We start from the raw sequence: 13,116 nt of genomic DNA, 5'->3' as shown, positions 1-13,116 counted from the left end.
AGACAATCAGGGTTTGGGTGATGGCGGCTGCCCAAAAAGCGAGCCGCTCTAGGAGCAAGAAGCGCATGGGATCAGACGTCTCCATCAGACAACCCGACCCATGCCCGTAGCCCTGAGAAGCGAAGGTTTTCCCGTTTGCTTCGATCTCTATTTCCGTTCGTTTTGATCAGAGTGTCACGATCGCCGCTCTTATCTTGTCCGGCGTTAGCGGCATGTGGGTGAACCGGACCCCCGTCGCATCGGCAAGCGCGTTGGCAAGAGCGGCGGACGTTGGGCCCTGCCCGCACTCGGCCACCCCAAGAAAGGGTTGCCCCGGCTGCTCGATCACTGTGACGTCGATTGTCCTGGGTACCTCAATGAAGCGGAGGATCGGATAGGCGCTCCAATCAAAACTGGTTCGAATGGTCCCATCGTTCATCGCTGCCTCGTGGATACACCAGCTAAGCGATTGAATGATCGCGCCTTCGACTTGGTTTTGAACTCCATTTGGCGAGACAACCTCACCACAATCCGTAGCGGCATGGACACGCTGCACTGTAATCAATCCGGTATCCCGCTCGACCGTTATCTCCATGCAGACGGCACAATATGCTCCGAGATTCTTGTAGCGCGCGAACGCCATTCCAAAACCCTGCAGCGGCCGAGCCTTTTGTCGCTTTCTCCAACCGAATCCGTCGGCGGCAGTCTGGATCACCTGTCTGGCGCGCCCGTCCTCCATATGATTCAGCCGAATATCAAGCGGATCGATGCTACCAGCCAAAGCCAGTTCATCGAGCATGCTCTCGATCGAGAATACATTCAAATGTGCGCCGAGCGACCGCAATGCCGATACCCGAATGGGCATGTCCTTGATGAAGTGATAGATGACATGCATGTTCGGAAAGGCGTAGAGCGGGTTCGAATTTCGACTTCCATCACCTTCCGGCATCGGAATCGGCTTTCCTTCGGGAGGCTGGAAGGAAGGTTGGATCTCGTTGCCGATCAAAACTCCGCCGGCGCCGACCGGTCTGTTATTGTGAGGATTGCTCCACACACCGTAATTCCAGCGAACGATCCTGTTGTTGGCGTCGATCGCAGCATCAACCTCGGTGACCATCCCGGGTCCGAGTGGCTCCCAGCCGAACTCCTGTTCGCGCATCCATTGGAGGCGAACTGGCCTTCCCGGCACCGCCATGGCAAGCATGGCGGCTTCGGCGGCCACGTCGTCGGCACCGTTTTGTCCGTAGCACCCCGCCCCCTCCGCATGGATTGCCCGAATCTTTTCGATTGGCCGTCCGAGCAGCTCTGCCGCAACCCGTCGCACATCGAATGTGCCCTGGCTGTGAGTCCATATCGTCAGCATGTCATCCTTCAGCCATGCGACCGCACACGAAGGCCCTATCGAGCCGTGGCTGATCCAATGCCTTGAATATCTCTGCCTAACTGACTTTTCAGGAACCGCTACGGCTCCGTCGGTATCGAGAATGACGATATCTCTCCAGGGAAGGGCTTTCAGCGTGTCGTCCACGCTGCCGTGCGGGAAAGGGGCGTGGGCCAGCTCATATGGCGCGGATTGAAGGGCGCGCATCAGTTTGATGGCATCCCATTCCCTCTCCGCAAGCACAGCCGCAAAATCACCGTTTCTGACGAATTTGAACAGGCCGGGCATGCGCTCGATTTCTTCGTCCGGGGGCAGCTTCAACCTGGTCCCTTCGCTCGGCCCCCGGACAACCCGCGCATGCAACATTCCCGGAAGTCGCATGTCGTGGATAAAGGCGGTCCCGCCCGTCGTCTTCGCTGGGATATCTACGCGCGGCAGATTGTGCCCCATCGTACGAAACTGTGACTTAACACGCAGCGGCGCATTGGCGACGGCTTCGACATGCAACGAAAGCGAACCAGCAATCCGGCCGTAGCCGATGGCTTTGCCATCCTGCGATCTTATCGTGCCGATGCCGGTCGTGCTGAGGTTGCCGACATCCGTTCCTAGCACTTCTGCCGCCTGTCGCAGCAGTAGCATGCGAACATTCGCGGCGGCATTCCTTAGCGCCGTGCCGCCATCCTGCATTGAATGGCTGCCAGCGGTGAGCCCCTCGTCAGGGGTGCGGACTGTATCAACCGTCACCAAAGTCACTCTATGCGGTGGGAGATCAAGTTCCTCCGCAGCGACCTGAATCAAAGCTGTTTTGATGCCCTGGCCGAGCTCGGCCTTTCCTGAAAAGACCGTTGCGTTACCCCACTCGTCGAGTTGTATCCATGCATCGAGATAGGGTGACGATTTGAGACTGCCGGGCAGGTCTGGTGCGATGATGGCAGGACCCGGTCCTCCCTCCCCGCCCCCGGCCAGTTGGGCCAGCGCCGGGCGCGTCAGTGAAAAGGCGACTGAGATGCCACTGGCCGCCAGGAAGGAGCGGCGTGTTAAATTCGCGCTCATGGTCATCGTCCTTCCGTGCCCATGTTTTCGCTCGCGCGTCTGACCGCGCGCAGAATGCGGGAATGTGTTCCACATCGACAGAGATTGGGCTGCAGATGCGTACGGATTTCGTCATCCGTAGGGGTCGGGTTCTGCTCGAGCAAGGCTTGCGCTCGCATAATCATTCCTGCGATGCAGTAACCGCATTGCGCGGCCTGCTCGTCTTGAAAGGCCTTTTGAATGATGCTCGGATTGTCGATGGTCCCCAATCCTTCCAGAGTTCGCACCCGCCGCTCGCCGATAGCGCCCACCGGGGTCAAGCACGAAAAGACCGCCCTGTTTTCAATGTGAACCGTGCAAGCGCCGCACTGGCCAAGTCCGCATCCGTACTTCGCGCCATTGAGTTCAAGCTCATCGCGCAAGACATACAGAAGCGGCGTATCCGGATCGGAGTCGATGTCGCATTTCTTGCCATTCACGACCATGGAAATCGTCATTTTTGGTTCTCCTTGCGGATATCGCGAACGGTTCGCTCGAGCCCCGGCCAGGGTTCTTTCGAGGTGAAGCGGGACCGCGCGTAGCCGAGTAGATCCGCAATCTGTCCGTCCGTGAGGTTGTCAGCGAAAGAAGGCATGTATGGTGCGTTGCTAGCCACCGGCGCTTCGATGCCTTGCAGAACGGCCTGGATTGCGTTGCGTGGATCCTCCGAGTTCAGATCGGAGGTCGCCGATAGAAGCGGCCGCCCCCGAACGGCCATCGGGCTGGCAGGCTCATGGCAGCCGGCACACGCCCCTTGAAACAGCGTGGCCGCCTCGCTGTTCGTGACAGCCGCGGTCGCGGCCGGCTGGGCTTCGTGACCGGCCGCCGAATTTCGCGGCTCATCGCCGCTCGGGTGCATCATCGAGTCGATATAGACCGCGATCGCGCGGACATCCGAACTGTTCAGGCGCGAAAGCCCTTCCGTGACGGGTCCCATCGGACCGGCCGCCGTGCTGTGCGCGCTGTTTGTCCCGGTGGTGAGATATCCGATCAATGTGTCGACAGTCCAACGGTCAGCCGAGGGGTTACTTGGATCCAGGGGAGGCGCGTTCCATCCCTCAGCAATTCCGCCTTGGAATTCCCTTCCCCATTCCTCGCCACCCAATAGGTTGCGCGGCGTATGACAGGCTCCGCAATGAGCAAGCCCGTCTACGAGGTACTTTCCGCGGTTCCATTCGGCCGTCTGCGAGGTATCCTCCGGTTCGACGGATCCGTGCAGGAAAAGCAGCTTCCAACCCGCTAACAATTGGCGAATGCCCAGTCCCGGCAACAACTCATTTGGCGGAGCTGCCTTGGAGATGGCCTCCCGGGTCATCAGGAATGCGTAGATCGCATCCAGATCATCGTCGCTGACCTTGATGAAATGCTCATAGGGCAATGCAGGATACAGATGGCTGCCATCGCGCCCCACACCGTGCTTCACAGCACGCCTGAAGGCCTCCGGCGACCAATTGCCTATGCCCGTCTCCTCATCCGGTGTGATGTTGTTGGAGTAAAGGACTCCGAAAGGTGTGGCGAGCGGACGCGACCCCGCGAAAGCCGGACCATTGTCGGCGGTGTGACAGACGATGCAGTCCCCCGCGGTCGCGAGCTGTTCTCCCTTTTTGATAATCTCCGGCGAGAATGATTTTCTATCCGGGCGCGCAATCTTTGGTATCTCGGGCTCGTATACAATCCAGGCCGCGATCGCCAGACCGACCGCGCCAAGCACGCCAAGACCTCCGATACCCGCCCAGAGATGTCGCTTCGTCAGCTGCATTTGTCCACCTTTCGCGTGCTCGCAAGCAGCTACTTGATGGGCCGATATCGTGCCGAATTCTTGTGTACGCTTACTGCCAATTGAACGAAATGCTCTTATTTTCTTCCCGTTTGCCTGCGAAATAGCAGACGATATGCAGCCTTTTCTTCTCAGCGAAGAACCTCGGGCTGAATATGAGCTTTGCAATTTGCGAGCAGTCGTCGAGGGGCGCGGCAACCTCCGGGCAAGCAAGCTCCAGAGGCAGGATGGAATGGAAAGCCGTTAGCGAAAACCATATACATTGGTATAGTTGAGCATCGAGACGAGTACCCTTAAAAAGCCTTGCTGCACAACCCGACGCGGGAGACGCGTATGTCTGAAAAACCCAATGTCGTCATCGTCGACGACGAACAGCTCGTTCGGAATGGCATAGCGAGCCTATTGCGATCGGTTGGATATGAGGTCCAGGCGTTTGAAAGCGTTCAAGAGCTTCAGGACGGCCGGACGCTGTCGGATGCCAATTGTTTGATTCTCGACGTTCGGCTTCCCTTCACGAGCGGCTTGGAATTTCAGCGTAAACTCGTGGACAATGAGATCAGAGTCCCCATCATTTTCATTACGGGCCATGGTGATATACCTATGACGGTCTCGGCAATGAAGGCTGGAGCCATAGACTTCCTCCCGAAACCGTTCAGAGAGCAGGATCTCCTCGATGCCGTGGCTTCCGCAGTGGAACGCAGCAGGCAGCAAACGGCGTCCGGGTTTCGCGAGCAGGACATCCGCGCAAGATATCAAGCGCTTTCCGCACGCGAGCGCGAAATAATGATCATGGCGACGGCGGGGCTCCTGAATAAGCAGATAGCTGGCAAACTTGGCTTGAGCGAGATCACCGTGAAGATTCACCGAGGGAAAGTGAATCGCAAAATGATGGCTCGAACGTTTGCCGACCTGGTCCGCATGGCTGAAGTCCTCGCTCTCCAGGCGAAAGCTGGATGAGTGGCATCTTGGCCTGCAGGCTTGCTGCGACGCAACATGTTGAATTTCCGGAATATACCAGCGTATAATTCTCTCTTGGCCGGAAAGGCGGTAGGAGAAGCGATCACCAGCCCGAGGCAATCGGAGATCGGCTCCCCCCAAAGTGTCAATTCGCCCCGAAATCTCCATCGTAGACGACGAAGCAACTGTACGGCAGGCTGTTGGTAACCTTCTGCGCTCCTTTGGTTTTAACGTGAAATCATATGCCTCAGCGGAAGAGTTCCTCTCGGCAACCGACGCGGCATCTTCGGCATGCATCCTTGCCGATGTGAGAATGGGTGGCATGAGCGGCATTGATCTATTTAACCTTCTCCGGAGTCGTGACATCCAGACTCCGGTCATATTCCTAACCGCTTCATCGTACGACCTGGTCCGAGCGCAAGTTGGCCCGGACGTGCCCTTGCTTCAAAAACCATTCGACGGCGAGAAGCTGGTTTCGATGATAAACGAAGCTGCTCCGGGTGTCGGCGACCTCTGAAGAAGCAAGCGATCAGCTGGACCCTTCGATATCGGTAAAATTGGATGGCCCACCCACGTGGCGATTCCCACGTTTTCGCGCGGCAGGTTATCGGCAGCCGCCCTTCCAGCGCATGGAAAGCGTCGTTGTGCGCGGCCTGTATTGACGGCCTGAGTTTCGCCAATCTCCCAGGATTCCAGCGCCATGCGGCAAACAAGAATTCGCCCTCGACCGGTTTGGAGCTCTGGGCTTCGAACGGGCCATACCGGTCTTCGTTTGAAGTCAGCAGGCAGGCTTTCCGCCTTTCCATGACGATTCCGGGACTGCGCACATGGGGATGTCGCGGCTGACATCACCGGCCATTCGCGTATCGGTACTCTCTGCATCCGCCTTGCCGGCATTAGGTGGAAGCAGTCATCAATTACACAGCAGCCGATGGCTGATCGAACACCGACGATCGGCGCCGACCGAGATTGACCTTGGAAGCAGCCTTGACGCGGCGCCAAGCGCTGGGTGTCGTTCCGGTCACCCGCTTGAAGACCCGCGAAAGATGGGCTTGGTCAGCCAGCCCGCAATTTAAAGCTATCTCGCAGAGTGAAAGGTCGGTATTCAGAATTTGATCTTTGGCTGTTTCGATCCGGCGCTCCATCACATACGCATGAGGGGAGCGGCCGAAACTGGTCTTGAAGGCCACGGAGAAGTAGCTCGTGCTAAGTTTTGCGACGGCTGCCAGGTCAGCCAGCGAGATTCCACTGTCGATACGATCCGAAATGAATGCCCGCAGTTTTACGACCTGCCACGCTGCAAGCCCGCCGCTGACATGCACTCTGCCATGTTCAGCGGGCTTTTGCGCAGGCTGGAGCAAGATCGATGCCCTTTTAACGAGGTCAATCGCAGAGACCTCGTCGTCATCAATGCAATCAAGTGCTTTCAGCAGCAATCGAGAAATCTCCGAGGATTTCTCAGCGGTCAGGCTAGAAGGATTAATTCCCAAAATCGGAACTTCAAGGGCGGCACTATCGGACTGCATAACCAATCTCCTGCGGCATCTTCTTCTCGATGACGCGATAATGGCCTGACCCGACTTCTGAACGGAATCGTACTTATATTTAGCTTGCTCGAAACTCCGGTTTGTGGGCGACATACCTCGGTATATGCCAGCCTCCGCAATCTCAACAATTCCGCTAGACCGTCGTTCGCACTGGTATCCCTCCAATATACGGCTCAATCTACGGTGACGAGTGGATGATCCAGTCGGGCGTATCTAAGGCGTATGCGAGTGGACACTGCTCGCTTTGGCGTTTTGCACGCCGGGTACCATCCCGTAGTGTGATTCTAAAAGATTAACATATGTCTATAGTTGTAGCGGCGAGCTCTGGCAGAGTGTCTCGTCAGGGCGCAAAGGAATACTGCGAAACTCATCGGCGAGCCGTAAAGGCTACTGATGAACTAGATTAATTTCCAGCTTTGAGCCAGTGGCTTCGGCATAGCGTCGCAAGGTATTCAATGAGGGTGAGACGCCGCCGCCTTCCAGTCGGGCGATGGCCGATTGCGTGGTGCCGATGCGGCGAGCAAGCTCCGCCTGGGAAAGGTTTGCCTTTGTTCGCGCTTTGATTAGAGCTTCGACAAGCTGAAATTCTGCATCCGCCTTCTCGTACTCCTGCCGGAATTCGGGATTGCTCATCAGCTTCTTTTTCAGTTCGGCAATCTTGGTCATGGTTTCACCTCGTTCATCCGCTCTCTGGCTATCGCTAGCGCGCCCGGTGGAGTCTTCTGCGACTTCTTCACGAAAACATGCAGTACGATGACTCGACGGCCTGTAACGGTCACGTAGATACCACGGGCGATCCCCTCGGCGGCTTTGGCGCGCAGTTCCCAAAGCTTGCCTTCCAGATGCTTCACATGCGGTTCACGCAATTGTTCAAGGCCGACATTCTCGACCGCTTCCATGAGGCGGATCAACCGCGCCTGAAAGCCGGGAGGCAATGCCTCGATCTCAGCATCAGCGGCATCGTGTGTTTCGACCGTCCATCTCATAGGTGCTATATAGCGGATATGCTATAGTCAATCAAGCCGTGCAGCAAACAACTGATGTTGTTAGCTTAGCATCAGCCGTCACGGGAATCTTGTGGCACTTGCTCCATAATGCCGCAATAATGCGCGCCGGCACCTATTCGGCTGACCAGCTTTCCGCGCCCGCATTTTGCGGGTTTGGTGCGCACCTGTGTGACGCAAGAGCGGCATGGCAGTTGATTATAAATTGAAATCAATTGCTTATGTGAATAGGAGTTGGAAAACATACTATAATGCTCACACTTGCGCCTCGAACACACGATCGGCCGATTCACACGGAGATATTTGATGTTGCAGTTAGACTCCGCATGGTTGAGCGGATGCGAACGCAAGACCTTGTGGAGATCCGACGTCTTCAAGCTTTATTCTCTCACGGATAGGCAGACCGGTGAAAAATGGGAAGCACTGACAACGTCCAATGGAGTATGGAGCAGTGCGTCTTTGCTCGAGGACGAGTTTGCCAGTTACAAGATTGAGCGCGCGGCCTGGATGGATATTCCTTTCGACCTGATCCGCACCGGAGATGAAACCGTACTTTTATACGAGGATGCCAGTGTCGCTCCGCTCGCTGAAAGCGGCTCTGCCATGACCGTCAAAGCATTCCTCGATTTTGCGGTTTCGGCTGCCAGGGCGCTGATCGCCGCTCACGGCGATGGCTATATCCACGCTCCCTTGCATCCACTCAATCTCGCAACGGACGAAACAGGGGCCGTTCGGCTCCGGGCCTTGGGAACACGCTTCCAAATCCGCGATCGTGCCTCGGTCACGACGGAGAACAAAGCCTTCATCGAAGACTTGCGCTATCATGCGCCCGAACAGCTTCGTTCGATGGATCCCGCCAGCGATCACAGGAGCGACCTCTACTCCCTAGGTGTCATATTTTATAGGCTTCTTGTCGGCCAATTCCCATTTAGAGGTGGCAGTACGGCGGAGTGGCGGCACGCTCACCTTGCCGTGGAACCCTATGACAGCGGCCAACTTCGCAGAGACATCCCACCCATCTTGGGCCGTATGTTGAGCCATCTTCTGGTCAAGGATCCCGCACAACGATATCAAACTGCGGCATCGGTCTATGCCGATCTATCCAGGTGTCGAGATGAGCTGGTCTCGCGCGGAGAGATCTCGGAATTTGAACTCGGCACCGCAGATGTTCCCTTGGGCCAGGCTTACGCTCACGCGCTCTTCGGCAGGAGTCGCGAGGAGGCCGATCTCCTCGGTGTGGTCGAGCAGTTCGAGGATAGCCGCGAGGGTACCGTAGTGTTTGTCTCGGGCACAGCGGGGATCGGGAAGAGCGCCCTTGTCAATTCGATACGAAAGCGCACCGCCGTTCCGATCATCTTCGCTTATGGGAAAAGCGATCAACAACAAAGGGACATCCCCTACTCTCCGATGGTGCAGATGCTTCGCTCCATCGTCGAGCAGGCAATGCAGAGCCCGGAACCGGCGCTGTCCGAGTTGCGACACGCGCTCTTGAATCGCCTTGACACACACGCAAGGCTGATTGTCGATCTGGTCCCCACGATGGAGCTTATCGTGGGAGCGCACCCGCCGATGTCCGACGTGCCACCACATCTGGCGCAAATTCGTCTTCAAAAGGCATTGGTTCAGACATTGGCGGTTCTTGCCTCCCGCATCGCTCCACTGGCACTTTTCATGGATGATCTTCAGTGGGCTGATCAGCCAACGATCGCAGTTTTGAAGCTTCTCGTCATCGAGAAGGTGGAGAACGTACTGCTCCTGGCAGCCTACCGGGAGGAAGAGAGTACCTCTTTGCTTTCTCCAGGAGGATTTGTAACACATGTCCGCAACTCCACTATTCCGTACAAAGAAATAGCAATCGTACCGATTTCGAAAGTCGCTGCGGGCCAACTGATCGCCAGCGGCCTGAACGCGTATCCCTCGGAAATTGCGTCGTTAACGGATCTGCTTTATGCCAAGACAGCTGGAAACCCGTTTTTTCTTCGCCAATTGCTTCAGGCTCTCATCGAAGAACGGGTGATCGATTTTTCCATTTCCAACCGGTCGCCGCGCTGGAACGCGGATGATGTAAAGCGTTACCCTGCCAGTGACAATGTAGTCGAGTTCATGCTCAGACGATTGGGGCAAATGGACCCCGAGAGCCGTGAAATCCTTCGCTTCATGGCCTGCATTGGGCCTCGGTCGCCCGAGCGCTTGCTGTGCGCCGTCGCCGCCGTGGACCTCGAAAGGCTGCATGATCTCTCGCAGCAACTTGTAGATTCCGGCCTTGTTGACAGAATTGACGGCTATTACCGCTTCTCCCACGACCGCGTTCAGGAAGCGGCTTACGCACTCTTCTCCAATGATGAGCGCGCCGCCGCCCATGCCGGCGTCGCCGAGCAAATGATAGACCTGAACGGGGTCGAGACAAGTGACGCCGCCTTCGCCGCGGCGAGCCAGATAGAACGGTGTGATCCGACCGAGCTGTCAAAGAGCCAGCGCAAGCGCTTCGTTGAGGTCCTTTTGGCAGCGATGGTCCATGCCAGACGATCAGCAGCCAATGGTCAGGCTGCGCATTATGGAGAGACTGCCTATAGGCTTACTGACGAAAGCTGGTGGACGGGCGCCTATCACTTGATCTACCGCTCTCGTTTGCTGTGGTGCGAATGTCTGCTGACGACCGCAGACTTGAAGAATGCAGCCATTCAGCTCGACGATCTTATAGGCCGTACCAACTCGGCACTGGACCGCTCGTCGGTTTACAGGCTTTATGCAAATCTGCGAACCCTGCGATCGGATTACGAGGGAGCTATAGACGCCGCTCTCCTTGGACTCGACCTTCTTGGAGTGAATCTGAAGCGGGGGGCAACCCGCGAAGAATTGGACAAGGCCTACCAAGACGTCAAACGGTCGCTCGGCGACAGAGAGATCTCATCACTCAGGCATCTTCCGGAGATGACGGATCCCCGCATCAAATGCGCAATGGGACTTCTGACAACCCTTATTTCCTCGATTTTCACGAGGGATGGGCTTCGGTTCCTGCATATGGCGAAAATGGTAGAGCTTACGCTCCAATACGGGACCACCTCCGAATCGGCCTACGGCCTGAGTTGGTTCGGGGTGATGATTGCCTCTCTATACGACGATTATCGCGATGGATTTGCCTACGGCCAAGCGGCTCTGGCGCTGGTCGAGCAGCACGGCTACGAAGAGCAGCACACCGCTACCCTGGTGGCAGTTGACCAGATCAGCCCATGGACGCAGCCCATGAGCTATTCACTGCAGCGAATACACGATGCAATCAGAATTGGGCACGCTGCCGGCGACGTGGGAATGACCTGCTATGCTCGCAATCACCTCGTCTCCGACCTCATCATCATGGGTCACCATCTGGCCGGAATCGCGAAGGAGGCCATCGGAGCCATCACACTTACTCGCCAGTTGAACTACAAAGATATCGAGTATCTGGTAACAAGTCAGCTCAACCTGGTTCGGACCCTATCGGGATGGGACGATGGCTCGCTGCCCGAGGTCGACTGGACCTTCGGAGGCGAGAAAATCGTTGCGACATCCACGGTCTTCTGGGTCCAGCTCTACAAGGGCGTGGCATATTTCTACGACGGGGCGTATCGCGAGGCGACCGGTGCGCTACGGGAAGCGGCGGAGCTTATACCTTTGCTGGCCGCGCACATTGATACGGCCTACTGCAGCCTTTTTCTCGCACTGTCCTTGGCTAAGGCCGAAGATGCATACAGCCCCGGATCCGAGGTGGATCAGACACTCCAGTATTTGCGCGGGCGCTTTGCTACATGGGCTGAGCTCAATCCGGAAACATTCCAGAACAAGCTTCTGCTGATCGAGGCCGAGCTTGCCAGGCTCAACGGTGATCACGATCTGGCGACCGCGCTATTCGAACGATCCGTGCTTGCAGCCGAGGCCTCCCGATTCGTTCATGAACAGGCATTGGCATATGAGCTTGCCGGCAATCATAATCGCCAGCTGGGGCGGGTCCTGAGCACCAGGTTTTACATTCAAGCCGCGCTGGAAGCATACCAGCGCTGGGGTGCCGACCGGAAAGCTGGCCGCCTGCGAGAGGAATTCGCCGATATACTAGACAGCAATGGCGAGCGGAGTGCCTCATATCAGATTCCCCTCGATCAGGAGGCTGTCGTGGCGGCGTCACAGGCGCTGTCCGAAGAGGTATTCCTGGACCGCTTGATCGAAACACTTATGAAGAGCATGCTGGTTCACGCAGGCGCCAACCGTGCACTCCTGGTGTCGATGAACGACGGTGAGCTCAGCGTGGAGGCGATCGCCTGGATCGAAGGGGAGGATGTTGTCGTCAATACAACCGGCCTCCCTCTCGAAGGCACCATTCCCTATTCGATTATCGACGCCGTAATGAGTACCCGCCAACCGCTCGTGCTGGCAGATGCCAGACTGGATGGCCAGGAATTCCATGGCCCATATTTCAACAGTCGCCCGACCCGGTCCGTACTCTGCGTTCCGCTTCTGAAGCGTGGTAGCCTCGTCGGTTTCATTTACCTGCAGAACGATCTTGTTGCGGGAGTGTTCACGGAAGGCAAGATCGCACTTCTCAAGCTTCTCGCAACCCAGGCAGCGATCTCCCTCGAGAACGCCCGGCTTTACGCCAACCTGGTCGAGGAGAACGAGTTGCGCGTGAGGAGCGAGACGCAACTTGGCGACGCCCGCGCAGAGTTGGAAAGGAAGGCGAAGCTTACCGCACTGGGGAGTATGGCAGCATCGATCACCCACGAGATCGGGCAGCCATTGGCCGCCATATCGGCCTCCGCATCTGCATCCCTTCGTTGGCTGAGGCGCCCCGAACCCGATATCGGTGAAGCCGTGATCGGTCTCGAAGGGATCAAGGAGGGCATGGAGCGAGTGGGCGAAATCATTCGCTCACTTCGAGCACTTTCGAAACAGGCACCGCAAGCAGCAGAGCCAATCGACGTGGACTCGCTGATCGAACAAGTTATCCTGATCGCCAGATCAGAGATCGAGACCAGTCAGACCCGTGTCGTCACACGACTGGGCATGAGCAACCAGACGGTCATTGCCGACGCGACCCAAATCAAACAGGTTATCCTCAACCTGCTGACCAACGCGATCGAAGCGATGGGAGCCACGCCGCCTCAGGACCGCCAGCTTGTCATCTCGACCGAACCCGTTGATGGCGGCGGCGTCAGAGTCACGGTTCGGGATTTCGGACCTGGTATCTCAGACGCCCTCCATGCAAAGGTTTTCGATCCGATGTTCACGACAAAAGAATCGGGAATGGGTATGGGTCTCGCAATATGCCGATCAATTGTTGAGGCTCACGGGGGTAACCTCACGGTCGAGCCAGCAAATCCGGGTACTGTTTTCAGCTTTTCGATCGGTCTGGCACCCAGGGGATGAGAG

General features: G+C 56.9%; 8 protein-coding genes. 2 read left to right on the top strand and 6 right to left on the bottom strand.

Features of this window, described 5'->3' with window-relative positions:
• Positions 1-166 precede the first annotated feature (166 nt).
• Genes FHT84_RS23450 through FHT84_RS23440 form a run of 3 tightly spaced genes read right to left on the bottom strand, consistent with a single transcriptional unit; the run spans position 167 to position 4,190 of the window.
• Entirely contained in the window at positions 167-2,419 is a 2,253-nt protein-coding gene (locus FHT84_RS23450; RefSeq protein WP_245430406.1) for a molybdopterin cofactor-binding domain-containing protein, read from the bottom strand.
• Positions 2,416-2,889, bottom strand: a complete 474-nt coding sequence (locus FHT84_RS23445; protein WP_112343444.1) for a (2Fe-2S)-binding protein — start codon at positions 2,887-2,889, stop codon at positions 2,416-2,418. The genes FHT84_RS23450 and FHT84_RS23445 overlap by 4 nt, the downstream gene beginning before the upstream one ends.
• Entirely contained in the window at positions 2,886-4,190 is a 1,305-nt protein-coding gene (locus FHT84_RS23440; RefSeq protein WP_112343445.1) for a cytochrome c, read from the bottom strand. The genes FHT84_RS23445 and FHT84_RS23440 overlap by 4 nt, the downstream gene beginning before the upstream one ends.
• A 351-nt stretch (positions 4,191-4,541) precedes the next feature.
• Between FHT84_RS23440 and FHT84_RS23435 the strand changes: the two genes are divergently transcribed.
• Entirely contained in the window at positions 4,542-5,165 is a 624-nt protein-coding gene (locus FHT84_RS23435) for a response regulator (RefSeq protein WP_112343446.1), read from the top strand.
• A 917-nt stretch (positions 5,166-6,082) separates the two neighbouring features.
• Here the strand turns inward: FHT84_RS23435 and FHT84_RS23425 are convergent.
• The 3 genes from FHT84_RS23425 to FHT84_RS23415 all read right to left on the bottom strand — a co-directional run bounded on the left by FHT84_RS23425 (position 6,083) and on the right by FHT84_RS23415 (position 7,698).
• Positions 6,083-6,691 (bottom strand): AraC family transcriptional regulator, encoded by a 609-nt coding sequence (locus tag FHT84_RS23425; RefSeq protein WP_112343448.1) that lies wholly within the window; start codon positions 6,689-6,691, stop codon positions 6,083-6,085.
• Positions 6,692-7,099: 408 nt separating this feature from the next.
• Positions 7,100-7,378: a helix-turn-helix transcriptional regulator gene (locus tag FHT84_RS23420; protein ID WP_112343449.1), complete on the bottom strand. Its 279-nt coding sequence runs from the start codon at positions 7,376-7,378 to the stop codon at positions 7,100-7,102.
• Entirely contained in the window at positions 7,375-7,698 is a 324-nt protein-coding gene (locus FHT84_RS23415) for a type II toxin-antitoxin system RelE/ParE family toxin (RefSeq protein ID WP_112343450.1), read from the bottom strand. The genes FHT84_RS23420 and FHT84_RS23415 overlap by 4 nt, the downstream gene beginning before the upstream one ends.
• 324 nt (positions 7,699-8,022) lie before the next feature.
• Between FHT84_RS23415 and FHT84_RS23410 the strand changes: the two genes are divergently transcribed.
• Positions 8,023-13,113 (top strand): ATP-binding sensor histidine kinase, encoded by a 5,091-nt coding sequence (locus tag FHT84_RS23410; RefSeq protein WP_112343451.1) that lies wholly within the window; start codon positions 8,023-8,025, stop codon positions 13,111-13,113.
• The last annotated feature ends 3 nt before the right edge of the window (positions 13,114-13,116 follow it).

The organism is Rhizobium sp. BK289, from assembly GCF_014193575.1.
Taxonomy (GTDB): domain Bacteria; phylum Pseudomonadota; class Alphaproteobacteria; order Rhizobiales; family Rhizobiaceae; genus Rhizobium; species Rhizobium tropici_C.
The sequence above is the reverse complement of the archived record's forward strand: the minus strand, read 5'-3'. Positions and strand labels throughout refer to the sequence as shown.

Bases quoted from the DNA above. Each gene is read 5' to 3' on its own strand.
- FHT84_RS23450 (WP_245430406.1), bottom strand. From the start codon at position 2,419: ATGACCATGAGCGCGAATTTAACACGCCGCTCCTTCCTGGCGGCCAGT.
- FHT84_RS23445 (WP_112343444.1), bottom strand. From the start codon at position 2,889: ATGACGATTTCCATGGTCGTGAATGGCAAGAAATGCGACATCGACTCC.
- FHT84_RS23440 (WP_112343445.1), bottom strand. From the start codon at position 4,190: ATGCAGCTGACGAAGCGACATCTCTGGGCGGGTATCGGAGGTCTTGGC.
- FHT84_RS23435 (WP_112343446.1), top strand. From the start codon at position 4,542: ATGTCTGAAAAACCCAATGTCGTCATCGTCGACGACGAACAGCTCGTT.
- FHT84_RS23425 (WP_112343448.1), bottom strand. From the start codon at position 6,691: ATGCAGTCCGATAGTGCCGCCCTTGAAGTTCCGATTTTGGGAATTAAT.
- FHT84_RS23420 (WP_112343449.1), bottom strand. From the start codon at position 7,378: ATGACCAAGATTGCCGAACTGAAAAAGAAGCTGATGAGCAATCCCGAA.
- FHT84_RS23415 (WP_112343450.1), bottom strand. From the start codon at position 7,698: ATGAGATGGACGGTCGAAACACACGATGCCGCTGATGCTGAGATCGAG.
- FHT84_RS23410 (WP_112343451.1), top strand. From the start codon at position 8,023: ATGTTGCAGTTAGACTCCGCATGGTTGAGCGGATGCGAACGCAAGACC.